Genomic DNA, 23,580 nt, shown 5'->3' with positions numbered 1-23,580 from the left:
GTGTGTCGGCTATGAGTTCGCTGGGAAAGCTGGTCGCGACGTGTGTCGCCGCCGGGGTGGTCACGGCGGGGTCGCTGTTCCCGATCGCGGGGGCAGCGGGGCTGGCATCCAACAAGATGGCCGACACGTTGGCCGGGACGTCCGCGGACCTCATCAAGGGTGACCTCCCGTCGATCTCCACGGTGACCGACTCGGCCGGCGCCCCCATCGCGTGGCTGTACGACCAGCAGCGCGTGCCGGTGCCCAGCGAGGAGATCTCGCAGCAGATGAAGCTGGCGATCATCGCCATCGAGGACCGCCGGTTCGCGGACCACAACGGTGTCGACTGGCGAGGCACCGTCCGCGCGGCCCTGACCAACGCCACCTCGGGCGAGGTCGAGCAGGGCGCGTCGACGATCGACCAGCAGCTGGTCAAGAACTACCAGTTCCTCGTCTCCGCCGAGAACGACGCGGAGCGTCGCGCCGCGGTCGAGACCACGCCCGCGCGCAAGATCAAAGAGATCCGGATGGCGCTCACCCTCGACGGGGAGTTGAGCAAGGACGAGATCCTCACCAAGTACCTCAACCTGATCTCGTTCGGCAACGGCACGTTCGGCGTCCAGACCGCCGCGCAGACCTACTTCGGCGTCGACGCCCGCGACCTCAGCGTCCCCCAGGCGGCGATGCTCGCGGGCATGGTGCAGTCCACCAGTCGGTTCGACCCGTACACCAACCCCGAGGGCACCACGCAGCGCCGCAACACCGTCATCGACACGATGGTCCAGACCGGCGCCATCACCCCGGCCGAGGGCGAGGCCTACGCGGCCGAACCGCTGGGCGTGCTCAAGCGACCGAACCCGCTGCCCCGCGGGTGCATCACCGCCGGTGACAGCGGATTCTTCTGCGACTACGTCCTCCAGTACCTCGAGGAGAACGGCCTGAGTCGCGACATGGTGGAGCAGGGCGGGTACACGATCCGCACCACCCTCGACGAGACCGTCCAGTCCAACGTCCAGCGCTCGGTCGACACGTACGGCAACCCGACCGCCCAGGGCGTGGCCGAGGTGATGAGCGTCGTCCGGCCCGGCAAGGACGCCCACAAGGTCGTCGCGATGGCCTCCAGCCGCCAGTACGGACTCGAACTGGGGGACAGCCAGACCGTGCAACCGCAGCCGTTCTCGCTGGTCGGTGACGGCGGGGGCTCGGTCTTCAAGGTCTTCACCGTCGCCGCCGCCATGGAGAAGGGCATGGGCACCAACACGACCCTCCCGGTGCCGCGTCGCGTCCAGGTCTCCGGACTCGGCGCCGGTGGCGCCGCCGGGTGCCCGCCCGCACAGTACTGCGTGGAGAACGCCGGCTCGTACCCCTCCTCCCTGTCCGTGACCGACGCCCTCGCGCAGTCGCCCAACACGACGTTCGTGAATCTCATCAAGGACGTGGGCGTCTCGCCCACCGTCGACATGGCGGTCCGCCTCGGCATGCGTTCCTACGACCGCAAGGGCACCGCGCCCGGAGGCGACTCGATCAGCGAATTCGTCAAGAAGAACAACCTCGGCTCGTTCACCCTCGGGCCCACCGCCGTCAACGCACTGGAGCTGTCCAACGTCGGCGCCACCATCGCCTCCGGCGGCGTCTGGTGTCCCCCCAGTCCCATCGAGTCGATCACCGACCGCACCGGCGCACCCGTCGAGCTGAACGAGCCGGAGTGCGAGCAGGTCGTCGAGGAAGGGCTCGCCGACACCCTCGCCGTCGCCATGTCCAAGGACCACGTGGGCGCCGGCACGGCGGCCGGCGCCGCATCGGGCGCGGGGTGGAGCCTGCCGATGTCCGGCAAGACGGGCACATCCGAGGCCAACCGGTCCTCCGCCTTCCTGGGCTTCACCAACAACTACGCGGCGGCCGTCTACGCGTTCAACGACGGCACCACCACCACCGAGCTGTGTACCAGCCCCCTGCGCCAGTGCTCGTACGGCAACCTCTTCGGTGGCCTTGAGCCGGCACAGACCTGGTTCTCGGCCTTCTCCCCGATCGCCGACATCTACGGCCCGCTCCGACTGCCCGCACCCGATCCCGCCTACCAGGCCGGGACCAGCGGGGCCGCCGCCCCGGACGTCGCCGGCATGAGCCAGTCCGCCGCGACGTCGCTGCTCACCAACGCCGGGTTCGTCGTCAACACGCAGTTCGTCTCCGGCACCGGCCGTCCGTACGGCACCGTCATCGGCGTCGACGGCAGCACCGGCATCCCCGGGTCCCAGCTCACCCTCCGCGTCTCCGACGGATCGGGCGGCGGCGGGGGCGGGGGCACCGGCGCGCAGGGTCAGGGCGCCTCCGGCCCGGGGGCGCCGGTCGGGGACGAACCCATCGTGCTCAACGTGCCGGGCCTGGCCCCCATCACCATCTCGCCGCCGCGGTGACCCCGCCCGGCGTCGGTAGTCTGGACTGATGTCACGCCCTTCACGCAAGACCCGGGTTTCGACGACCTCCCCCGCCCGCGCGGCGGCCGTCCTCGCCGGGGCGGTCGTGGCGGGAACCGTGTACGCCACGGGCTGGGAGCGCAACGCCTTCACGTTGCGCCGCCACTCCCTGCCGCTGCTCGCGCCCGGCTCGCGGCCCCTGACGATCCTCCACGTCTCGGACCTGCACATGATGCCCGGCCAGAAGCGCAAGCAGCAGTTCGTCAACTCGCTGGCGGAGTTGGAGCCCGACCTGGTCGTCAACACCGGTGACAACCTCTCCGACGCCCGGGCGGTGCCCTCCGTGGTCCAGGCCCTCGGGCCACTGCTCGACCGGCCCGGGGCGTTCGTGTTCGGCTCCAACGACTACTACGCCCCGGTCCCCAAGAGCCCGCTGCCGTACATCGGGATAGGCCGCCAGAAACACTCGGCCGTCCCGTTGCCGTGGCGGGATCTCAGGGCCGCCTTCACCGAGCGGGGCTGGGTCGACGCCACCCACCAGCGCGCCGAGATCGCGGTCGACGGCCGTAGCGTGCTCGTCGCCGGTGTCGACGACCCCCACATCGGACGGGACCACTACAACGAGATCGCCGGACCCGCCGGGCCCGCCTTCGACCTGCGGATCGGGTTGCTGCACTCCCCGGAGCCACGCGTGCTGGACCGGTTCGACGCCGACGGGTACGACCTCGCCCTCGCGGGGCACACCCACGGTGGTCAGCTCTGCCTCCCCACCGGTGCGATCGTCACCAACTGCGGCATCGACCGCTCGCGGGCCCAGGGCCTGTCCGCGTGGGGGCGGAACCTGGTGTTGCACGTCTCCGCCGGCCTGGGCACCTCCCCGTTCGTACCGGTGCGGACGTTCTGCCGCCCGGAGGCGACCCTGCTGGAACTGGTCGCCGCCCCCGGTGGTGGCGGCGAGGGATCCGAGGTCCCGGTGACCCCGCAACGGGTGAAGGTGCCCCTGCCGGTCTGACCCGGTTTCGCGATTCCGGCGACGGGGCGCTAGAGTATCCCTCGTTGTCGACCGGGGTGTGGCGCAGCTTGGTAGCGCGCTTCGTTCGGGACGAAGAGGCCGTGGGTTCAAATCCCGCCACCCCGACAATGCGAGGGCCCGGATCACGTCAGTGATCCGGGCCCTCGGTCTTTTCGTGCCCTCGGCCATTTCGTGCCGTGCCCTCGGGTTCCCCCTGCCGTGGTGCCGCCGACGTGGGGCCGCTCTTCCGGTGCACAGCGGCGCGGACTCTCCGTAGAGTCGTGTCATGACCTCCGAGACCGACGTCCAGAACGCCGCCGCCGCAGGGGACAGTGCACCCGGGACCGGCCCGGCCGTGCACCCGAACTACGGCCGCATCACCACCACCGGGGCGGGGGACGCGGTCCTCGCGGCCTCGCTGCAGAAGGTCCTCGACGGGACCTGGGCCGATGCCCGCGAGTTCACGCGCGAGGCCATGACCCCGGACATGCTCAACCCGATCGGGCTGGGCATGGAGGAGCATCGCGACCATGTACTGGCGCAGCTCCAGCGCCTGGCCGACTCCGGGATGCCCAAGCTGGGGTTCCGCGAGGAGGACGGTGGGACCGGTGACACCGGCGGGGCGCTGACGTCCTTCGAGATGCTCGGCCACCTCGACCTGTCCCTCATGGTCAAGGCCGGCGTCCAGTGGGGCCTGTTCGGCGGCGCGATCGCCAACCTCGGCGACTCCGAGACCCGTAAGAAGTACCTGCCGGACGTCATCTCCCTGGACCTGCTCGGCTGCTTCGCCATGACCGAGGTCGGCGGCGGCTCGGACGTGCAGAACCTGGAGACGACCGCGACGTTCGATCGTGGGACCGGCGAGTTCGTCGTCAACACCCCCACGCCCAGCGCGGAGAAGGCCTACATCGGCAACGCCGCCCGCGACGGCCGGATGGCCGCCGTGTTCGCCCAGCTGATCACGACCGCGGACGACGGCGGGGAACTCCGCCACGGCGTCCACTGCCTGCTCGTGCCGATCCGCGACGAGGCCGGAAACGACCTGCCGGGCGTCCGCACCACCGACCACGGCCCCAAGGGCGGCCTCGCGGGCGTGGACAACGGCAAGATCTGGTTCGACGACGTGCGGGTCCCGCGCGAGGCGCTGCTCAACCGCTTCGGGGCTGTCGACGCCGATGGTGAGTACTCCTCCCCCATCGATTCGGTGGGCGCCCGATTCTTCACCATGCTCGGCACGCTCATCCGCGGCCGGGTGTCGGTGGGCGCGGCGGCCGGGGCGTCCGCGCGCACGGCGCTGGCGCTGGCAGTGCGGTACTCACTGGTCCGCCGGCAGTTCGACCACCCGGAGACCGGCAAGGGCATCCCGCTGTTGGAGTACCGGGAGCACCAGCGCCGGCTCATGCCGCGGGTCGCCCGCGCGTACGCGTTCGCGTGCGCGCAGAACGCGATCATCCTCGAACTGGACGAGTTCGAGAAGAACCCGGAGGCCTTCGACGAGGTCCGTCGCCGCGAGATGGAGACCCACGCCGCGGGCATCAAGGCCTCGGTCACGGCGTTCGCCAACGACACGATCATCGAGGCCCGCCTGGCCTGCGGCGGCGCCGGCTACATGGCGGAGAACCTGCTCACGGAGATGCGCAAGGACTGCGACGTCTTCTCGACCTTCGAGGGCGACAACGTGGTGCTCACCCAGTTGGTGGGCAAGGAGCTCCTGAGCTCCTACGCCGCGGACTTCGGCGACATGGACCAGCGCGAGACCGTCGCGTTCGCGCTGAGCACGGCCGTCGACGTGGTGCAGGAGAAGGCCCGCGCCTCCACCCTGTGGCAGAAGCTCGTCGACGCCGTGACGGACCGCGAACACACCGACCTGCTCGATCGCGGCAACCAGCTCCAGCTCCTCGTCGACCGCGAGGAGCACCTGCTGGAGACGGTCGCGCGACGGCTGCGCAAGGCGCAGGGCCAGGACGGTTCGGCGGCGTTCAAGGTCTTCAACTCGGCGCAGGATCATCTCCTGCAGGCCGGTCGCGCCCACATGGACAGCTGGGTGTTCGCCCGCTTCGCCGAGGCCGTGGAGGCCTGCGAGGACCCGGAGGCCAGGGAGGTCCTCGGGATGTTGTGCGACCTGTACGTGCTCGACATCGTGGACGGCGACAAGGGCTGGTTCCTCGAGCACAACCGTCTGACGACCGAGCGGACGAAGGCGGCCACCGCGGCCCGCAACCGTCTCTGCACCAAGTTGGCCGGCCGGGCGCGCACGCTGGTCGACGCCTTCGCGATCCCCGAGTTCGTCTTCAGCGTCCCCATGCTCACCGACGGCGGCGTGGACGCGATCACCGACGAGCCCTCCGACGAACACGAGGTCGTCGGCCTGGCCGACTGACCTCGCGCGACCCCTTCATCCCGAAGAGCGTTCCGCACACGTTTCCCGAGAGGGAGGCGTGCGGAACGCTCTTCTCGTTGCGGCGGGAGCGGGTCCGCCTCGGCGCGACGTCTACCGGCGGGCGCGGGGCCGACCGGCGACGATCACCGCCAGGAGCGAGAACACCGCGACCGCCAGAAGGACCGCCGCACCGGTCCACGCGACGGAGGCGGGCCCGGACAGGAGCACGGCGTCGAGCGCCGCGGTGGCCTGCCCGGTCGTGGTCGCCGAGGTGACGGTGACGATCGCCGCGGGCGCGCCGCCGGCGACCCACACCCACCACGCCGCGCCGGCCGACGCGGCGGCGAGGATCACCGCCGTGATCCGACCGGGCCACGGGCCGAGCACCGCGACGAGGGCGCGCCACAGGGCGGAGGAGGCGACGACGACGAGGGCGACGAGAGCCACGGCGGCAGTAGCCCCGCCCGCGGTGGGGCCGTCGGCGGTGGCCAGCGCCCACGCGGACAGGCCCGCGGTGAGCAGGGTCAGCGCGAGAACCGACTCGGCGATCGACGAGCCGGGCCGGCGGACGAGCTGGACGAGCAGTGCTCCGAGCATCGCTGCGGCGGCCACGCCGAGGATTCCGGCGGAGGTGCGGCGCTCGGAGTCGTCGGCGGCCGCGGCGGCCTCCAGCCCGGCGTCGCCCTGCTCGACGGCCAGGGCCCGCCCGGTCTTGCCGATGGACTCCTGGGTGCGGCCGGCGGAGTCGGCGACGCTGGCCGCACCGTCGCGGAGCGTGTCGGCTCCCGTGGCGAGCTCGCCCGCGCCGCCGGCGAGTTCGCGGGCGCCACGGGTGGCGGAGTAGACGCCGTCGCGCAGCTCGGCGCCCGGGGCGGAGAGTTGGCGGGCGAGTTCCGCCGCGCCGGAGTCGAGCTGGTCGAGGTTGCTCAGCGTGTTCTGGTCGAGGCCCTGGGTGGCCAGCTGGTCACGGAGCCCGGTCAGGGCGTTGCGCGCCTGGACGACCTCGGGGGCGTCGCCCTGCAGCCGCGACAGGGCGTCCTCGATCGCGGTGGAGACCTGCCCCTGGATCACGGCGACCCCGCGGACCGCACCCACGACCTGACGGACGCCGCCCGCGACCTCCTCGGCCCCGGATCCGGCCTGCCCCATCCCCGCCTGCAACTGCTCCATGCCCGTGGCCAGCTCCGCGGAGCCGTCGCGCAGCTGCCCGGCACCGTCGGCGAGTTCGGCCGTCCCGGAGCGCAACTGCTCTGCTCCGGCGACCGTGAACGACGAGTTGGCCGACGCCTCCGACAGCGCCGAACGCAGCGGCCCGCCGGCGCCGGGGGCGGCGTCCTCCTGCTGGGGGGTCGGCCCGACCACCGCCCACAGTGCGGCCAGGACGAGGGGCAGGACGATCAGCGCCAGGCCCAGCAGCCGCCGCGCGGGTCCCCCGCGGGCGGCGCCGACCTCGTGGCCCGGGGCGTCCGGCGCGTCCGGGGGGTCTGATCGAGGGGAGGTGCCGGGGTCGGTGACGGGCAGGATGTCGGTGTGCGGCGAGGTCTCAGAGGGGGCGTCCGAGGAGGTCATGGCCGGATCGTAGCCCCCTGGAACCGGTGTTCCCGCAGGTCACTCGGCATGCCCCCGCATCGGTGTCCGTGGCTGTTGATAAACTTCCGTGGAAACCTTCGCACCCCTCGCCACCCGCTGCCGCGCAGGAAGGAGCCATGAGCCCCGTCCTCGCGATCGCTGCTGCAGGTCTGGCCACCCTGCTCGCATGGCCGCTCACACGGTGGTTGGGCCGGGGCGCGGGATGGCCGCTCGCGGCGCTCTACCTACTGGGGGCGTCCGCGCTCCTGTGGCCGCTCTCGCTGGCCCTGTCGGGGAGGCCCACCGAGGTCGTACGCATCCCCTGGGTGCCCGCCCGCGACTGGACCCTGGACCTGTTCGCGGACCCCACGGGCCTGCTCTTCGCGATGCTCGCGTTGGTGATCGGCGCGATCGTGTTGATCTATTCGTCGTCGTATCTCTCCGGCGGCGGTGACCACGGGCACGGGCGTCGGCACGCCCGCGGGCGGCGCCCACAGCACTACGGCTTCTACCAGCTCATGACCCTGTTCACGGTCTCCATGCTGGGGCTCGTCCTCACGGACTCGATGGTGCTGCTCTACGTGTGCTGGGAGCTCACGTCCCTGGCGTCGTTCGCGTTGATCGCCAACTCGGGCCGCCCCGCCTACGCCGCCGCGCTGCGCACCCTCACGGTGACCGTCGTCGGTGGCCTCGTGCTGCTGGGCGCGCTCGTGGCCATGTGGTTGCGCACCGACACCACCTCCATCTCGGAGGCCCTCGCGCACGACGTGTGGTCCACCGACCCCGGCTTCACCGCAGCGATCGCGGTCGCCGTGGCGGTGGCCGCGTTCACCAAGTCCGCCCAGTTCCCGTTCCACTTCTGGCTGCCGGACGCGATGGCGGCGGCGACCCCGGTGAGCGCGTACCTGCACGCCGCGGCCGTGGTCAAGGCCGGGATCTTCCTGTTCATGCGGTTCTCCCCGGCCTTCCACGACGTGCCGGTGTGGAACGCACTGCTCGTGTCCGTGGGCATGGGAACCGCCGTGATGGCGGCCGTGTTCGCCCTGCAGAAGACCGACCTCAAGCAGCTCATGGCCTATTCCACCGTGAGCCAGCTGGGGTGGATCACCGCGGCGATCGGCGTGGGGACGCAGGAGGCGCTCGCCGCCGCCGCACTGCACACCGTCGCCCACGCCCTGTTCAAGTCCGGGCTGTTCATGCTGGTCGGCGTGGTCGACCACGAGGCGGGGGCCCGCGACATCCGCGACCTCGGCCCGCTGTGGCGCCGCATGCCGTGGACGTTCGGCGCCACCGTGCTCGGCGCGGGCGCCATGGCCGCCGTGCCGCCCACCCTGGGCTTCGTGTCCAAGGAGTCCATGCTCATCGCGTTCGGCGACGTCGCCGGCGGGAACACGGTGGCGGTGACCGCCCTGCTGACCGCCGCCGTGATCGGGGCGATCCTCACCTTCCTCTACTGCGCCCGGATCGTGCTGGGCGGCTTCCTCGGCGTCTACCGCGACCCGGCCCGGACGGCGGCCGACCCGGACGAGGTCCACGAGGCACCGGTCCGGCTCTGGCTGCCCGCGGCCCTGCCCGCCGCGATCGGGTTGCCGCTGGCGCTCGTGGTCTGGGTCTTCGACGTGCCGATGTCCGCGGTCGCCGAGGCCGCGGCCGGTTCGTTCGGCTGGCCCCCGAACGAACCGGGCACCGCCGTCGTCTACGGCACCGCTCCCGCCGGGACGATCGACGACCTGACCTACGAGGCCCACTTCGTCCTGTGGCACGGGCTGACCCTCGAGGTCGGGCTCACCGCCCTGATCCTCGTCGTCGGTGCCCTGCTGGCCTGGAAGCGCACGCCGATCGACCGCGCACTCGACCGGGCGCTGCTGCCCTTCACGGGCGCCTCCGTCCTCGAGGGCCTGACGTCGGCGGCCACGCGCGCCGGCCGCGCGCTGGTCCGTCCCACCGCGTCGGACTCCCCCGCTCGGCACGCCGGCGCCCTGCTGGCGGTCCTGAGCGTCTACGCGGTCGGGATCGGCGGCTGGGCACTGGCGACGGGCAGTGAGATCCCCCCGCGCGTCGGCGGGCTCGAGAACGCGATCGACGTCGTGTTGCTCCTCGTGGTCGCGGTGGGCGTGCTGGGGCTGTGCGTCACGCGCTCGCGCCTGTCGGCCGCGGTGCTGCTGTCGGCCGTCGGGATCGCCGTGACCATCCAGATCTTCGGCCTCGGCGCGCCCGACGTCGGACTGACCCAGCTGCTGGTCGAGGCGCTCACGATCATCATGTTCGTGCTCGTCCTGAGGCGGTTGCCCCGCGACTTCATCACCGCCTCCCGCCCGAGGAACACCGCCGCCATCGTGCTGGCCGTCCTCACCGGCATCACAACCACCATCGGTGTGCTGGTCTTCACCGGGCGCCGGGAACGCTCCCCGATCGGCGTGTACCTGCTGGAGAACAGCCCCGAGATCACCGGCGGGAGCAACATCGTCAACACGATCCTCGTGGAGTTCCGCGCTCTCGACACCTTCGGCGAGGTGGCCGTGCTCGGCGTGGCCGGCATCGCGATCCTCGGCGTCCTCGGCTCGGTCCGGGCCACCGCCCAGACCATGGATCCCGAGTCCGTCCGCGAGACCCTGCCCGGTTCCGCGAAGAGCACCGGCACGGCCGCGGAGGCGTTGGAGGACGCCGCCCGCAACACCGTGCCGTTGAAGCTGCTCGCACGGGGCGTGACGCCGGTCCTCGCCGTGGTCTCCGTGATGCTGCTGTGGCGTGGCCACAACGAGCCCGGCGGCGGTTTCATCGCCGCCCTGGTCGCGGCGTGCGCATTCGCGCTGGTCTACCTGGCCCGCGAGTCGGATCGCCCCGTGAGCCGACCCTCCACCCCGGTCGCGCTCATCGGCGGGGGGCTGGTGGTCGCCGGACTCACCGGGATCGGCGGCTACGCGCTCGGGCAGTTCCTCCAGCCCGCCCACGGGTACTTCCTGGGCCAGCGCCTCTCCAGTGCCCTCATCTTCGACCTCGGGGTCTACGCCGGCGTCCTCGGACTGGTCATGACCGCGTTCAACACGCTCGGCGCGGGCCGCGCCCCCGCAGAGGTCGTCTCCGGCCCCGACGCGCCGGACACCGGCCGCCGGAAGTCAGGCCCGCGGAAAACCAGTGGTGGGGCCGGTACCGGCGTAACCGGGGGCACCCCGGGGACTCGTCGCGGAACCGACGAGGAGGTCGCCCGGTGACCATCGCGATCATGATCGGCGTCCTCACCGCGGGCGGCGTCTACCTGATGATGCAGCGCGGCATGGTCCGTGTCGTGTTCGGTCTCGCGCTCATCAGCCACGCGGTCAACCTCACGTTGCTCAGCGCTGGCGTGGCGGCCTGGCGGGCCGAGCCACTCGCCGACGTCAACGCAGTCGACGTGTCCGCCGACCCGCTCCCCCAGGCGTTCGTCCTCACCGCGATCGTCATCACGCTCGCGGTGACCGTGTTCATGCTCTCGCTCGCCGTGGTGAGCCGCGACGACGACACCCACAACGTCCCGCCCACCGGTGAGGAGTACGCGTCGTGACCGCCCTGCTCCTGCCCCTGCTGGCAGCCATTCCCGTGATGGCCGCCGCCGTCACGGCGATCCTGCCGTCCCGGCAGGCCGGCCGTCTCGTGGCGCTGGCGGTCCCGGCGGCCACGGCGGTCGCCGGGCTCGTGCTCCTCGTACTGCACCGGTCCGAACCGGTGATCGCCGCCTCGGTGGGCGGCTTCGTGCCGGGCGTCGCGATCCCCTTCGTCTCCGACTCGTTCGCCGCGCTCATGCTGGTCACCACCGGTGTGGTGGCGTTGATGTCCCTGGTGTTCTGTGACCAGACCGGGGAGTTCGGCCGGAGCCGCTACTTCGCCCCGCTGGCCCTGCTGCTGCTCGCCGGCGCCAACGGCGCCCTGCTCACCGGCGACCTGTTCAACCTCTTCGTCTTTGTCGAGGTCATGCTGCTGCCCTCGTACGCGCTCATCGCCATGACGGGCACGTGGCGCCGCCTCGGCGTGGGCCGGTTGTTCGTCGTGATCAACCTCCTCACCTCCACGCTGCTGCTCGCGGGCGTCGGCTTCGTGTACGGCACCGCCGGAAGCGTCAACCTCGCCGTGCTCGCGGGAGCGGCACAGGAGGACGGCCGGGTCGCCGCCGCCCTGGGTGTGGTGCTCATGGCCCTGTGCATCAAGGCCGGCGCCGTACCCGTCCACGGGTGGCTGCCCCGCGCCTACCCCGGCACCTCCGCCGGGGTCATGGCGCTGTTCTCCGCGCTGCACACCAAGGTGGCTCTCTACGCGGTCATCCGGATCTGGGCCACCGCCTTCGACCTCGATCCGGCATGGGGCCGCGTCCTGTTGGTCGTGGCGCTGGTGACCGCGCTGTGGGGTGCCGTCGCCTCGGCGTCCCCCGTCGGCGCCCGCGAGATCCTCGCCTGGCAGATGGTCTCCGGGGTCGGCGTCATCCTCGCCGCGCTGGCGGTCGCGCAGGCCCCCGGCGGTGCGATCGTCTACATGATCCACCACATGGTCACCATCGGGGCGCTCGTGATGCTGATCGGTGCCGCCGAGCACGTCTACCGCAGCGGACAGCTGGCTGGGCTGTCGGGCCTCTGGTACCGCGTACGTCCGCTAGGGGTGCTGCTGGTGCTCGCCATCGCGGCCCTCGTCGGACTGCCGCCCACCTCGGGGCTGACCGGCAAACTCGAGGTCGTGACCGCCGCCCTGGGGACGGGTGGCGCATGGGGAGTCGCCACCGTCGTCGTCGTCCTGGTCTCCTCCCTCATCGGGCTCGTGGCCATGCTCCGGTTGTGGCGCGGCATCATGTGGGGCGGACCCGCGCCCCGTCCCGGCGATGACGACGGTGACAGCGACGAGCGCCAGCAGTGGGTTGACGAGCACGGCGACGACGATGACGACGACGACAACGACGTTCGCCCGTCTCCGCGCGTGCCGGCGCGCCTGCTCGTGCCCGGGGGCGTACTCGCGGCCCTGTCGGTGGCCATCTTCCTGGGGTACGGGGCGATCGCCCCGGAGGTGGACCGGGCGGTGGCCGGCCTCGTCGACACCGACGCGTACGTCTCGGCCGTGCTCGACGGCCCCGATGCGATGACCGACTCGACGATCGGGGGACGCTCGTGATCCGCCGGGTACTCCGCGCCCCGGTCGTCCTGGGATGGTTGCTGTGGAACGTCGTGCTGTCGTCGGTGGCCCTGGCCAAGGAGGCCGTCACCCCCGGTCCGATCGGCACCCCGGTGCTGGTGCGCTATCCCATGCGCTGCCGCACCGACGTGGAGATCACGGCCCTGGCCTGGGCGATCACCGTCACGCCGGGGACACTGGTGACGGTCATCGGTGATGACGAGATGTGGGTCCACGTCGTGCTCGGCGGGCCCCGTCAGGAGATGATCGAGTTGCTCGGTCGGACCGAGGACCGGGTGCTGTCCGTTCTGCGAGGTGAAGACGAATGAGCCCGCTGCTGACGGTGCTGCTGGCCGTGTCGACCGTGATCGTCGTCGCGAGCATGGTGGTGGCGGCGGTCCGCGCGGTACGCGGACCGGGCGATGCCAACCGTGCCGTCATGGCTGATCTGAGTTACTTCTGCGCGGTGGCACTGTTCGTGCTGTTCGTGATCCGTCAGGGATCTGCGGTGGCACTGGACGTGGTGATGCTCGGATCGCTCATCGGTGTGCTCTCGACCGTCGCCCTCGCACGGTTGCTCTCCCGAGGACAGCGGTGACGGGGATGGAGGGCTCGATGATCGCGGACCTGGTGATCGGTGTACTGGCGCTGCTCGGGTCGCTGTGCTTCCTGGTGGCCGCTGTGACCATGTCCCGGGCCGGCGACGCGCTGACCCGGATCAACATCCTGTCCGTGGCGACCGGCCTGGGGATGATGCTGTTCATCTTCTCGGCCTACGGGCACGAGCTGAGATCCGGGTTCTCCTGGGCGCAGCTGCTCATGGCGTTGGTGGCCCTGGGAGCGACGGTGGTGGTGACGACGGTCGCCTCCATGACGCTCGCCCGCGCCGCCTACCGGGCAGACGGCAGACTCGACCCGTTGACCGCGTATGACGACATCGCCGAGGAGACCGGGACATGACCGGGCCGGGTGACGCGCGCGACGGCCGGGACCAGACCCTGCGTGATCCGGCCGACGCCGCCCGACGGATCGATTCCCTGATCGACAGCGGTGACCTGCGCACGGCCTCCGACATGGTCGAGGAGATGCCGCCCTGGCTGATCGTCGACGTCCTCGAGCGCAGCGGCGCCAAGGACCGGGCCGTGCTGTTCCGGTTGCTGTCCAAGGGCACCGCGCTGGTGGTCTTCGAGGCCCTCGACCCGCCGCTGCAGTCCGAGCTGATCCGCGCGCTGCACACGGACCGCGTCAGCCAGATCTTCACCGACCTCGACCCCGACGACCGGGCCGGGCTGATCGACGAACTCCCGGCGCGCGTGGCCACCCGGCTCATGCGGGAACTCGACCACGACGAGCAGGCCCTCACCGCAGCGGTGCTCGACTACCCGGTCGGCTCGGTCGGTCGACGGATGAGCCCGGAGTTCATCTCCACCCACCCCGACGTCACCGCCGGCGAGACCCTCGACCGTGTGCGCCAGCGGATCGACGAGGCCGAGACGATCTACGGCATCCCGGTGACCGACGACCAGCGTCGCCTGGTGGGGATCGTGGGCCTGCGCGCGATCATGCGCGCCGAGCCGGGGACACCGGTCCGCGACCTGATGAACGACGCGATCACCGCGCGGGCACGCGAATCCGCCGAGACCGCCGCGCGAAGGTCAGCGGAGGAGCGCCTCATCGTGATGCCGGTCGTCGACGACGAGGGCCGGCTGGTCGGGATCCTCACGTTCGACGACGCCCTGCGGGTCCTCGAGGACGCCGAGACCGAGGACACCGCGCGCGCCGGTGGTGCGGAACCGCTGCGCGCGCCCTACCTCGCGACCCCGGTGCGATCGCTGGTGCGGTCGCGCGTGGTGTGGCTGCTGGTCCTCGCCCTCGGCGCCGCGCTCACCGTCCAGGTGCTCGAGGTGTTCGAGGGGACGATCGAGCAGGTGGTGGCACTGTCACTGTTCGTGCCGCTCATCATCGGCACCGGCGGCAACACCGGAAACCAGGCGGCCACCACGGTGACCCGCGCGCTCGCGCTGGGGGACGTGCGTCCCCGGGATGGGCTGCGCGTACTGGCCCAGGAGGTGCGGACGGGGTTCACGCTGGGTCTGGTCCTCGGCGGGGTCGGGGCGCTGGCCGCGGGACTGATCTACGGCACCGATCTGGGACTCGTGATCGGGTTGACGCTGCTGGTGTTGTGCACCGTCGCGGCGACCGTGGGCGGTCTGATGCCGCTCCTCGCGCAGGCCGTCCGCGCCGACCCGGCCGTCTTCTCCAACCCGTTCATCACGACGTTCGTCGACGCCACCGGGTTGATCGTCTACTTCCTCATCGCGCGGGCGGTCCTGGGCCTGTAGGCCGAACTCCCCGGTGTGCTGCGGTGCGCTGCGGTGCGACGCCGACCCGCGACACCGTAGGGCGACCGTGCCGACGGAGCGCGGGAACCGCCGCTGCCGGACACCACGTGGCGTTACGGTGACACATGTCACATCCGGTTCGTCCGGAGTCCCTCGCCCCGAAGGTGCCCATGGCCGACGACGCCGCCCGACCGCCTGCCGCTCCCCCCGCCCTCATGCCCGAGCTCGCCTGCTACGGGCTGGCCGGACACAGCGCCTCCCCGGCGGATCTCATCGCCGAAGCCGCGCGGGCCGAGGAGCTGGGCCTGGGGTCCATCCTGCTGTCCGAGAGGTTCGCGCTCAAGGACGCCGCGGTGATGGCGGGCGCGGCGGTGGCGGCGACCTCCCGGATCGGAGTGGGCACCGCCGCGACCAACCACAACACCCGCCACCCGCTGGTGACCGCGACCATGGCGACGACCCTGCACCGGATGTCCGGCGGGCGCTACGCCTTCGGACTGGGCCGGGGCATCCCCCTGCTCTTCGACATCATGGGCCTGCCACACGTGACGTCGGCGCAGCTCGAGGACGCGATCGGCATCTATCGCACGCTGTGGGGCGGCGGGGCGGTGGTCGGTCACGACGGCCCGGCCGGCAGCTACCCGTACCTGATGCAGGACGCGTCGTTCGACGAGGACATCCCGGTGCTGATGATGGCGATGGGCGACAACCAGCTGCGGTTGGCCGGGCGGATCGCCGACGGCGTCGTGCTCCACACCTTCATGTCGGATGCGGCGGTGCAGCGCTGCGTCCGCCTGGTCCGGGAGTCCGCGGAGCAGGCCGGCCGCGACCCCGCGGGCGTGCGGATCTGGTCGGTGATGGCGACCATCGAGGACTCGCTCGACGAGACGGCCCGGTTGCGCAAGCTCGTCGGGCGATTGGCCACCTACCTCACCGGCTACGGCGATGTCCTGGTGCGGGTGAACGGGTGGGACCCGGCGGGGCTCGAGGCGTTCCGCGCGGACGAGCGACTGTCCTCCCATTCCGGCGCGCTCGACGCCACCGACGATCTCGACCTTCTGCGCCATGCCCGCGAGGTCCTGCCCGACGCGTGGCTCGCCACGGCCGCCGTCGGCAGCGCCGCGCAGTGCGCCGACCGGATCGAGGGCCAGCTCGCGCTCGGCGCCGACTCGGTGGTCCTGCACGGTGCCACTCCCGACGAGCTCGCCCCGGTGCTCACCGAGTGGCGCGGGCGCCGGGACCCCGACCGCTTCGCCCACCTCGAGCCCAATCCCGGAAGGATCTCCCGTCATGACTAGTGTCGCGTCGAACCCGCAGGTGGTCTGTACGCCGGAGGAGGTCACCGCGCCGTGGCTGTCGCAGGCCCTGGGCACCGAGGTCCGGTCGGTGCGGACGGAGCTGGTCGGCACCGGTCAGATCGGATGCGGCCTGCTCGCCCACGTCGACGGCGACGGGCTCCCGCCGACGCTGTTCGTGAAACTGCCGAACCCCGACGAGGGCATGCGGCCGCTGTTACACGGCGTGTACCGGACCGAGGTGCTGTTCTATCGTGACCTCGCGCCGACCGTGGCCGTGCGGGTCCCGCGGGTCCGGTTCGCCGCACTCGGCGAGCGGGAGGGCGAGTTCACGCTCATCCTCGACGACGTCACCCCGCTCGTCCAGGGCGACCAGCTCGCCGGGCTGACGATCGACCAGGCCCGCGACTGCGCCGTCAACCTCGCGGGACTCCACGGACCGCGCTGGTGCGACCCCACGCTCCGGAGCATCGAGGGCCTCGCGGCGCCGACGGTCGAGGACAACGTCACTCTCCAGGAGCTCGGCGGGCCGGCGCTGGAGGCGTTCCTCTCCGAACTCGGGGGAAGACTCGACGACGACGAGCGCCGCATCATGGCGGAGATCGCCCCGCTGATCGCCCGGTGGGCCAACGGGCGGGCCGAGCGGTTCGCGCTCCTGCACGCCGACTACCGGACCGACAACATGCTGGTGGACCCGACCGGGAACCGTCCCTCGCTGGCCTGCGACTGGCAGACGCTCGCGGTGGGCCTGCCCGGGCGTGACCTGGGCGGATTCCTCGGTTCGAGCCTCACCGTGGACGACCGGCGGGCCGCCGAGCGCGACATCGTGGCGGACTACCACCGGGCCCTGCTGGGTCACGGTGTCACCGACTATTCCGCCGACGCCTGTTGGGACGACTACGTCTACGGCCTGCTGCAGACGCCGGTGCTGGGGATCTTCGGCTGGATGTACGGCACCCGGACGGATCGGGGTGACGAGATGTTCGCCCTGCTGATGCGGCGGGCGTGCCGCGCCATCGCGGATCACGACGCGCTGGCGGTGGCCCGGGCCGGTTGACCGACGACGACACAACGAAATCCGCTACCCCGCCCCCGGATTCGCTAGTCCAATCGGAGTAGCGGATCCGTAGGGGGAGTAGCGGATGTTGGCGTGCTACTGGCCGGCTACCGGGGTGTCACTCCTGCAGCGTGTGGTTGCCGCGGGGGCTCGCCTCGACGCCTGCCTTGACGGCCTCGCAGAGGCCCTGGTCGACGGCGGCCCAGTAGGCATAGACGCGGTCGAGCAGCTCGGTCTCCGACGGGTCGATCGCCGAGACGTGACCGGCGATGTTGGCCGCCAGCCGCTCGCGGGCGGCGTCGTCGAGGACCTCGCGGTACAGGATGGAGGCCTGGACCGAGTCGGTGTCCTCGGCGTGCGGGCTCACGTCGCCGCGGTGGATGTCCGAGCCCTTGGTGTCCCAGGCGCCGATGTCGAACGCCTTGGACGCGTCGGCGGTCGGACCACCCAGCGAGTTGGGGTGGTACTCGGCCTGCGCGGGGTGCGGGTACTCGTACTGCATGGCGCCCTCCTTGGAGTAGGAGTTCACCGGAGACAGCGGACGGTTGACCGGCACCTGCTGGTAGTTGGCGCCGATGCGGTAGCGCTGGATGTCCGGGTAGGCGAAGACGCGGCCGAGCAGCATCTTGTCGGGCGAGAAGCCGATGCCCTTGACGATGTTGGTCGGCGCGAACGCGGCCTGCTCGATCTGCGCGTGGTGGTTCTGCGGGTTGCGGTTCAGCGTCATGGTGCCGACCTTGCGCAGCGGGTAGTCCTTCTGCGACCACGTCTTGGTGAGGTCGAAGGGGTTGTACTTGTACCCGTCCGCCTCGTCGACCGGCATGACCTGGACGTGAAGGTCCCAGGACGGGTAGTCACCGTTCTTGATGGACTCGAACAGGTCCTGACGGTGGTAGTCGGCGTTCTCGCCGGCCAGCTTGTCGGCCTCGGCCTGCGTGAGGAAGTCGATGCCCTGGTTGGTCTTGAAGTGGAACTTGACCCAGTGGCGGACGCCGGCGGCGTTGATGAACTGGTAGGTGTGCGAGCCGAACCCGTCCATGTGGCGCCAGGTCTTGGGGATGCCGCGGTCGCCCATGAGCCAGGTCACCTGGTGGGTGGACTCGGGGCTCAGGGTCCAGAAGTCCCACTGCATGGCGTGGTTGCGCAGGCCGGAGGCGTTCTTGCGGCGCTGCGAGTGGATGAAGTCCGGGAACTTCATCGCATCGCGGATGAAGAAGATCGGCGTGTTGTTGCCGACCATGTCGTAGTTGCCCTCTTCGGTGTAGAACTTCAGGGCGAAGCCACGCGGGTCGCGCCAGGTGTCCGGGCTGCCCTTCTCACCGGCGACGGTGGAGAAGCGGGCGAGCATCGGGGTCTTGACGCCCTTCTGGAACAGGCCGGCGCAGGTGATGTCCGAGATGTCCTCGGTGGTCTCGAACTCGCCGAACGCGCCCGAGCCCTTGGCGTGGGGCAGGCGCTCCGGGACGTTCTCCCGGTTGAAGTGGGCGAGCTTCTCGATGAGGTGGAAGTCGTGGATCGGCTGCGGACCCTGCGGGCCGACCTGGGCGCTGAACTCGTCGTGCGGGACGGGCTGGCCACTGTCGGTGGTGGTGTGGGAGTTCGGCTGGAAGTCGCGCACGCCGCGGTCTGCGGGATGAATGGTCACGTCAGTTGCTCCTCGAGATGGGGTGTGGAGTAGAAGGTGCGGAGTAGTGGTGTGGTCCAGGTCTCAGTATCAGACACGCGAGGCCTGCCCTGCCTGGCATTCGGGGCAAGTTCCCCAGTAGTTGACCTCTGCTTCATCGATCTCGAAGCCGTGGTCCCGGTCGGCGGTGAGGCAGGGGGCGTGTCCGACCGCGCATTCGACGTCCTCGATGCGCCCGCACGTCCGGCACACGAGGTGGTGGTGGTTGTCCCCCGTCCGACGCTCGTACAGCGCCGGGGAGCCGGCGGGTTCGATGCGGCGCATGAGGCCGACGTCGGTGCACACGCGCAGCGCGTCGTAGACGGTCTGCGTGGACACCGCGCCCAGCCGTTCCCTGACGAGAGTCGCGACGTCCTCCGCCGCGATGTGGGGACGAGCGGCGACGACGGCGAGGACCGCCAGCCGCGGCGAGGTGACCCTCAACCCGGCTTCGCGGAGCGCTGCCCCCTGGTCCTCGGTTGCTGTCGTCATGGGCATCACCCTAGCCCACTTTCTGGAACAGGTCCAGAAAACGAGGGCTTCTGTTCTAGGAATCCCTCCGGTCGACCCGGCACGCATCCGGGGGTCCGCGGAGCACGGGCGACCGTCGACGGGCTGCGACTAGGCTGGACCCGGACCCTGGATCGCCGTCACCGCACCGCGGCGGCCCTGACCGCGTGCCCCCGAACCTGCAGGAGGAACCCATGTCGGAGACCACCACCGGACCGGTCGTGTGCGGGTACGACGGTTCGCGTGACGCCCGCAGAGCCGTGGCCTGGGCGGCCGCCTGGGCCCGCGACCACGGCACGTCACTCGAGGTGATCTCCGCCGACCGGGCGGTGGGCCGCGTCGTGGCGTTCGACGAGACCGCCCGCGCGAACGTCGAGGGCGCGATGCGCGACCAGCTCGCCGACCTCACCGCCGACGTGCCGACCACCCACCGGGTGATCGCGGACAGTCCCGTCAGCGCGCTGGTCGGGGTCGGCCGCGACGCCTCGGCGATCGTCGTGGGCAGCCGCGGCCTCACCGCGCGCGAGGACTTCGCGATGGGGTCGACCTCCGCCGGCGTCGTCGAGCACGCGACCTGCCCGGTCCTCGTCATCACCCCGCGGACGCCCGAGAGCCCCACCGGGGGCCCGGTCGTCCTGGCCGCCGACGGTTCGGCGGCGAGTGACCCCGCCGTGGCGTTCGCGTTCGCCGAGGCCGAGCGCCGGGGTGTCACCCTGCGCGCCGTGCACTCGGTGGAGGTGCCCAGATTGCCGGGCACGTCACTGTTCGACCTCGATCAGCTGGCCGAGAGCGTGCTCGCCGAGGACGAGAAGGACATCCTCGACTCCCTCGCCCCGCACGAGGCCCGCCACCCGGAGGTCAGCGTCGAGCTCATCCTCGTCGTCGGCGAGCCCGCCGTCACGGTCGCTGACGAGGCCACGGGGGCGTCACTGCTGGTCACCGGCTCGCGTGGCCACGGCGGATTCGCCGGATTGCTGCTCGGGTCGGTCAGCCGCCGCCTGCTCCAGACAGCGCCGTGCGCGGTCGCGGTCGTCCGCCCCGCCGACTGACCCCCGCCGCCTGACCCACCCACCGCCTGATTCGCGCGCCTGACCCACGCACCGGCTGACCCCATCCGCCGACAAGAGGATTTCGCGTGTATCGCCCGAGAGCGGCCGCGCGTTTTCCTCTTGTCGGCGGCAGGGTCGGCTTGTCGGCGGCAGGGTCGGCTTGTCGGCGGGTGCGCGGGTGCGCGGGTGGGCGGGAATACAGTTCGGCGCGGGTGGGCGGGCGTGCGTTGCAGCGGTCGCGCGGTCGGCGTCAGGCGGGGCCGATGCGGAGCATGCGCGTGAGGGTGGGTTGCCACATCACGCCGGGCGCGTCGCCGCGGGAGGCGATGGTGCCGGTGAGCTCCATCGGTTCGTCCAGCGGGGCGTGGCCGAGGAAGCTGCGGGCCACCTCGCGGCCGGTCTCCACGTCGGTCGAGGTCACGTCGACGGGCCCGAACTTCTGCGCGAGCCCCTGATCGAGCGCCGAGGCGAGCCCCTGATCGGTCGCCGAGCCGGGCGCGGACAACACGCGGGGCGGGCCGTAGGCCAGCGCGTGGATCTGCCCGTCGCCGGTGGTGAGCTTGGGCAGGGACGCCGTCCGGGACAGGGAGGTCCACGCACGCGAGCACGCGTCGTCTCCGGCGCCGACGCCGACGCTGACGCCGTCCGGTCCCCCGGCCCCGTCAGCCCGCACGTCGATTCGGGTCATCCCACCCGTGTACGGAGCCGACGAGGGCACCGCGGGACCGTCGACGGCGAACGGCGGGTATTCGAACCCGTACGTGTTGACCAGCACCAGCGCGTTTCCGGTCGCGATGATCGAGTTCTCGGTGCCCGCGGGCCCGTCGATGAGGACCCCGTCGGCGGCGGCCGAGTCGGGCCGCAGGGTCGTGGCGAACGCGGGCATCCGGCACACCTGCGACCCGTCGTCGCGACGCAGGACGATCAGCTCGGGGTGCTCGGCGTCGTCGGTCATCGCCACGAGCGAGTCACCGGGCCCGAAGTAGGTGGGCGTGGTCCCCGACCCGTGCGCGAGCAGGCCCGGTTTCCGCGCCTGCCCCACCGCGTAGCCGCGCCGCCAGCGCACGCTGAGGGTCCCGTCCTCGGAGCTGTCGATCTCGTAGAGGGCGCGGGTGGTGATCACCGACGCGCCGCCGGGCCGGACCGTCAGCCCGTTGGTGATCTTCTCCCCTGCCGGCAGGGCGAGACTGCGGAGCTCGTCGTCGTCGCCCCCGGGCCGCACGGTCCCCACCACCCCGCCGGAGGTGGCGAACCACACCCGCCCGTCGAAGGCGGGCATGAGGCCGGTGACCGCGTCGCCGGCCGGGACAGCCCGGGAGAGATCGGCCAGGACGTCGACCGTCATCCGCCACGGGCCGGCGTCGGTGCGTTCGTGCCCGACGGCCAACAGCCTGCGGTTGCCGTCCGCGACGACCACCCGGTCGCGGTCGTCGAGGTACCCGTAGACCCCGCCGAGCAGCGCTCCCTTGGCCAACTGCACCTCCGCCAGCACTGCCGCGGTGTCGGGGTGGAACAACTTGACCGTCGGCGCGAGCGGGGTGGGCGGGGTGAGTCCGACGTACGAGGTGCACAGCGCGACCGGGAGGCCGTCCGTGCCCACGAAGACGGTCGAGCAGGTGGCTCCGGTGAGCGCTGACGCCACCGCCGGGGTCGTGCCGGGACCGCGGCCGGGCAGGGTGTCGGTCGAGGCCGCATCGCCGTGGACCGTGGCCGTGCCCGCGGGGCCGAGCCCGGGCGGGGAGGCCGCCTGCGGCGCGGCGACGGCAAGCGTCGACGGTGCTTGCGCGGTGGCAGGGGCGGGCAGCAGGGCCGCGCCGGTGCCGAGCCCGACGACCATCGCCGCAGCCGTGACCGCCCGGGCGGCCGAGACCCTCCGGGCAACCCGAACCGTCGCCGCCGCCGGGTGCTTCCGTCTCATCGAGCGCATGGGGTTGATTCCATCACCGCCGGGGCCGCGGTGTCCCCGGATCTGGTCGTGAGACCATTCCAGCGTGGCGCCGAGGCACGGGCATGCACCGGGGTGGTCGAGCAGATGAGCCGACCCCCGACGCCGTCGCGCACTCCCGCCCCGTCGCGCACACCGGCCCGCAGCGCAGCCGGCGACTCCCGCCGCGCGCCCAGCGAGCCCCGCCGCGCGCCGGGCGTCGGCCAGATCCTCGGCGAACTGCTGCTCACCGTGGGCGTGGTCCTGCTGCTGTATGTGTTCTACGAGGCGTTCTGGACGAACCTCGCCTCCGGGCGACTGCAGGCCGAGGCCGCCGCCGGGCTCGAGGAGAAGTGGAGCGACGGCCCCGTCCCCGACGCGAGTGGCCCCGACGCGGCCGGTCGGCCCGCCGGCGATCCGGTCCCGCCGCCCGGGCCGACGCTCGGCGACCCCTTCGCCCGGATCCACCTGCCGACGCTCGGCCCGGACGCGGTCTACGCGGTGGTGGAGGGGACGCGGGCCGAGGACCTGCGCACCGGGCCGGGCCACTACCCCGGGACCCAGCTGCCCGGCGAACCGGGCAACGCCGCGCTCGCGGGCCACCGCAACGGCTCCGGCGCCGTCTTCGAGCACCTCGACCGGCTGGACTCGTGCGACGCGATCGTCATCGAGACCGAGACCCAGTGGCAGACCTACCGGCTCCTGCCGGTGGAGCGCGGCGGCGCGGAGCGGCTCGCGGCCGCCCGCGACTGCCTCACCCCGCGGCAGGCCGACCGCGTCGCCGTAGGCGACTACGCCCACGTCGCGGGCCGGCACATCACGACCCCCGACGCGGTCGAGGCGATCGCCCCGGTGCCCGGTGCTGCGGGCGCCGGCGCGGCCGGCGCGGCGGGCGAGGCGGGCGAGGCGGTGGCGGGCGCGGACGACGCGACCGAGGCCCCCGAGCGCCTGCTCACCCTGACCACCTGCCACCCGATGTACAGCAACGCCGAGCGGCTCATCGTGCACGCCGCCCTGGTGGAGACCACCGCGAAGACCGACGGCCGCCCGGCCGCCCTGGAGGAATGAGCCGATGTACGCCTACCTGTGGCGATCCCTGCCCGGCCCGCGGCCGGTCAAGGTCGCGCTCGTCCTCATCCTGCTGACGGCCGTGTTCCTGCTGCTCATGGAGGTCGTGTTCCCGTGGGTGGCGCAGCAGCTGCCGCACACCGACGTCACCGTGTAGGCAGAACCGCCGCGCAGGCGCCGTGACAGTG

19 protein-coding genes and 1 tRNA gene are annotated in these 23,580 nt (G+C 71.8%); 16 read left to right on the top strand and 4 right to left on the bottom strand.

Features of this window, described 5'->3' with window-relative positions; all coding sequences use genetic code 11:
- The first annotated feature begins 11 nt into the window (after window positions 1-11).
- The 4 genes from AB5G72_RS02430 (at window position 12) to AB5G72_RS02415 (ending at window position 5,785) form a co-directional block, all read left to right on the top strand.
- On the top strand, window positions 12-2,393 hold the full coding sequence (locus AB5G72_RS02430; protein ID WP_440221455.1) for a transglycosylase domain-containing protein: 2,382 nt from the start codon (window positions 12-14) through the stop codon (window positions 2,391-2,393).
- A gap of 28 nt (window positions 2,394-2,421) precedes the next feature.
- Window positions 2,422-3,405, top strand: a complete 984-nt coding sequence (locus AB5G72_RS02425) for a metallophosphoesterase (RefSeq protein ID WP_440220871.1) — start codon at window positions 2,422-2,424, stop codon at window positions 3,403-3,405.
- A 52-nt stretch (window positions 3,406-3,457) separates the two neighbouring features.
- Window positions 3,458-3,531: transfer RNA gene (locus tag AB5G72_RS02420), tRNA-Pro, on the top strand.
- A gap of 160 nt (window positions 3,532-3,691) precedes the next feature.
- On the top strand, window positions 3,692-5,785 hold the full coding sequence (locus AB5G72_RS02415; RefSeq protein WP_440220870.1) for an acyl-CoA dehydrogenase family protein: 2,094 nt from the start codon (window positions 3,692-3,694) through the stop codon (window positions 5,783-5,785).
- A 111-nt stretch (window positions 5,786-5,896) separates the two neighbouring features.
- On the opposite strand, the gene AB5G72_RS02410 is transcribed toward AB5G72_RS02415, so the two are convergent.
- The gene (locus AB5G72_RS02410; protein ID WP_440220869.1) at window positions 5,897-7,354 is read right to left on the bottom strand and encodes a hypothetical protein; all 1,458 of its coding nucleotides are present in this window, start codon (window positions 7,352-7,354) and stop codon (window positions 5,897-5,899) included.
- Window positions 7,355-7,491: 137 nt separating this feature from the next.
- On the opposite strand from AB5G72_RS02410, the gene mbhE reads away from it, so the two are divergent.
- The 9 genes from mbhE (at window position 7,492) to AB5G72_RS02365 (ending at window position 17,178) form a co-directional block, all read left to right on the top strand.
- On the top strand, window positions 7,492-10,566 hold the full coding sequence (gene mbhE / locus AB5G72_RS02405) for a hydrogen gas-evolving membrane-bound hydrogenase subunit E (RefSeq protein ID WP_440220868.1): 3,075 nt from the start codon (window positions 7,492-7,494) through the stop codon (window positions 10,564-10,566).
- Window positions 10,563-10,895: a sodium:proton antiporter gene (locus AB5G72_RS02400; protein ID WP_067716236.1), complete on the top strand. Its 333-nt coding sequence runs from the start codon at window positions 10,563-10,565 to the stop codon at window positions 10,893-10,895. The genes mbhE and AB5G72_RS02400 overlap by 4 nt, the downstream gene beginning before the upstream one ends.
- Window positions 10,892-12,484, top strand: a complete 1,593-nt coding sequence (locus AB5G72_RS02395; protein WP_440220867.1) for a proton-conducting transporter transmembrane domain-containing protein — start codon at window positions 10,892-10,894, stop codon at window positions 12,482-12,484. The genes AB5G72_RS02400 and AB5G72_RS02395 overlap by 4 nt, the downstream gene beginning before the upstream one ends.
- On the top strand, window positions 12,481-12,813 hold the full coding sequence (locus AB5G72_RS02390; protein WP_069390351.1) for a Na+/H+ antiporter subunit E: 333 nt from the start codon (window positions 12,481-12,483) through the stop codon (window positions 12,811-12,813). Before AB5G72_RS02395 ends, AB5G72_RS02390 begins: the two co-directional genes overlap by 4 nt.
- Window positions 12,810-13,082 (top strand): monovalent cation/H+ antiporter complex subunit F, encoded by a 273-nt coding sequence (locus tag AB5G72_RS02385; RefSeq protein ID WP_067716228.1) that lies wholly within the window; start codon window positions 12,810-12,812, stop codon window positions 13,080-13,082. The genes AB5G72_RS02390 and AB5G72_RS02385 overlap by 4 nt, the downstream gene beginning before the upstream one ends.
- A 5-nt stretch (window positions 13,083-13,087) precedes the next feature.
- A complete protein-coding gene (locus tag AB5G72_RS02380; RefSeq protein WP_067716225.1) occupies window positions 13,088-13,444 on the top strand; it encodes a cation:proton antiporter in 357 nt (118 codons plus the stop codon).
- Window positions 13,441-14,826: a magnesium transporter gene (gene mgtE / locus AB5G72_RS02375; RefSeq protein WP_119193381.1), complete on the top strand. Its 1,386-nt coding sequence runs from the start codon at window positions 13,441-13,443 to the stop codon at window positions 14,824-14,826. Before AB5G72_RS02380 ends, mgtE begins: the two co-directional genes overlap by 4 nt.
- Before the next feature lie 170 nt (window positions 14,827-14,996).
- Window positions 14,997-16,124 (top strand): TIGR03857 family LLM class F420-dependent oxidoreductase, encoded by a 1,128-nt coding sequence (locus tag AB5G72_RS02370; RefSeq protein ID WP_271799242.1) that lies wholly within the window; start codon window positions 14,997-14,999, stop codon window positions 16,122-16,124.
- The gene (locus AB5G72_RS02365) at window positions 16,117-17,178 is read left to right on the top strand and encodes a phosphotransferase family protein (protein WP_440220866.1); all 1,062 of its coding nucleotides are present in this window, start codon (window positions 16,117-16,119) and stop codon (window positions 17,176-17,178) included. Before AB5G72_RS02370 ends, AB5G72_RS02365 begins: the two co-directional genes overlap by 8 nt.
- Before the next feature lie 118 nt (window positions 17,179-17,296).
- Here the strand turns inward: AB5G72_RS02365 and AB5G72_RS02360 are convergent, their stop codons facing one another.
- Both AB5G72_RS02360 and AB5G72_RS02355 read right to left on the bottom strand, forming a co-directional pair.
- Window positions 17,297-18,823, bottom strand: a complete 1,527-nt coding sequence (locus tag AB5G72_RS02360; RefSeq protein ID WP_256821087.1) for a catalase — start codon at window positions 18,821-18,823, stop codon at window positions 17,297-17,299.
- A 69-nt stretch (window positions 18,824-18,892) separates the two neighbouring features.
- Window positions 18,893-19,333 (bottom strand): Fur family transcriptional regulator, encoded by a 441-nt coding sequence (locus AB5G72_RS02355; protein WP_440220865.1) that lies wholly within the window; start codon window positions 19,331-19,333, stop codon window positions 18,893-18,895.
- Between the two features lie 212 nt (window positions 19,334-19,545).
- Here AB5G72_RS02355 and AB5G72_RS02350 point away from each other — a divergent pair, with 212 nt between their 5' ends.
- Window positions 19,546-20,400, top strand: coding sequence for a universal stress protein (locus tag AB5G72_RS02350; RefSeq protein ID WP_067716215.1), 855 nt, complete (start codon window positions 19,546-19,548; stop codon window positions 20,398-20,400).
- A gap of 250 nt (window positions 20,401-20,650) precedes the next feature.
- On the opposite strand, the gene AB5G72_RS02345 is transcribed toward AB5G72_RS02350, so the two are convergent.
- The gene (locus AB5G72_RS02345) at window positions 20,651-22,327 is read right to left on the bottom strand and encodes a hypothetical protein (RefSeq protein WP_440220864.1); all 1,677 of its coding nucleotides are present in this window, start codon (window positions 22,325-22,327) and stop codon (window positions 20,651-20,653) included.
- A gap of 105 nt (window positions 22,328-22,432) precedes the next feature.
- Between AB5G72_RS02345 and AB5G72_RS02340 the strand changes: the two genes are divergently transcribed.
- Entirely contained in the window at window positions 22,433-23,392 is a 960-nt protein-coding gene (locus AB5G72_RS02340; protein ID WP_440220863.1) for a class E sortase, read from the top strand.
- Window positions 23,393-23,396: 4 nt separating this feature from the next.
- A complete protein-coding gene (locus AB5G72_RS02335; protein WP_172812140.1) occupies window positions 23,397-23,549 on the top strand; it encodes a hypothetical protein in 153 nt (50 codons plus the stop codon).
- The last annotated feature ends 31 nt before the right edge of the window (window positions 23,550-23,580 follow it).

It is taken from the genome of Dietzia sp. MNB45, from assembly GCF_051994785.1.
Taxonomy (GTDB): Bacteria; Actinomycetota; Actinomycetes; order Mycobacteriales; family Mycobacteriaceae; genus Dietzia; species Dietzia kunjamensis.
This window is presented reverse-complemented; position numbering and strand designations above follow the sequence as displayed.

Excerpts from the sequence above, each read along its gene's own strand:
- AB5G72_RS02430 (WP_440221455.1), top strand. The coding sequence starts at position 12 with ATGAGTTCGCTGGGAAAGCTGGTCGCGACGTGTGTCGCCGCCGGGGTG.
- AB5G72_RS02425 (WP_440220871.1), top strand. The coding sequence starts at position 2,422 with ATGTCACGCCCTTCACGCAAGACCCGGGTTTCGACGACCTCCCCCGCC.
- AB5G72_RS02415 (WP_440220870.1), top strand. The coding sequence starts at position 3,692 with ATGACCTCCGAGACCGACGTCCAGAACGCCGCCGCCGCAGGGGACAGT.
- AB5G72_RS02410 (WP_440220869.1), bottom strand. The coding sequence starts at position 7,354 with ATGACCTCCTCGGACGCCCCCTCTGAGACCTCGCCGCACACCGACATC.
- mbhE (WP_440220868.1), top strand. The coding sequence starts at position 7,492 with ATGAGCCCCGTCCTCGCGATCGCTGCTGCAGGTCTGGCCACCCTGCTC.
- AB5G72_RS02385 (WP_067716228.1), top strand. The coding sequence starts at position 12,810 with ATGAGCCCGCTGCTGACGGTGCTGCTGGCCGTGTCGACCGTGATCGTC.
- AB5G72_RS02380 (WP_067716225.1), top strand. The coding sequence starts at position 13,088 with ATGGAGGGCTCGATGATCGCGGACCTGGTGATCGGTGTACTGGCGCTG.
- mgtE (WP_119193381.1), top strand. The coding sequence starts at position 13,441 with ATGACCGGGCCGGGTGACGCGCGCGACGGCCGGGACCAGACCCTGCGT.
- AB5G72_RS02370 (WP_271799242.1), top strand. The coding sequence starts at position 14,997 with ATGGCCGACGACGCCGCCCGACCGCCTGCCGCTCCCCCCGCCCTCATG.
- AB5G72_RS02365 (WP_440220866.1), top strand. The coding sequence starts at position 16,117 with ATGACTAGTGTCGCGTCGAACCCGCAGGTGGTCTGTACGCCGGAGGAG.
- AB5G72_RS02355 (WP_440220865.1), bottom strand. The coding sequence starts at position 19,333 with ATGACGACAGCAACCGAGGACCAGGGGGCAGCGCTCCGCGAAGCCGGG.
- AB5G72_RS02350 (WP_067716215.1), top strand. The coding sequence starts at position 19,546 with ATGTCGGAGACCACCACCGGACCGGTCGTGTGCGGGTACGACGGTTCG.
- AB5G72_RS02345 (WP_440220864.1), bottom strand. The coding sequence starts at position 22,327 with ATGCGCTCGATGAGACGGAAGCACCCGGCGGCGGCGACGGTTCGGGTT.
- AB5G72_RS02340 (WP_440220863.1), top strand. The coding sequence starts at position 22,433 with ATGAGCCGACCCCCGACGCCGTCGCGCACTCCCGCCCCGTCGCGCACA.
- AB5G72_RS02335 (WP_172812140.1), top strand. The coding sequence starts at position 23,397 with ATGTACGCCTACCTGTGGCGATCCCTGCCCGGCCCGCGGCCGGTCAAG.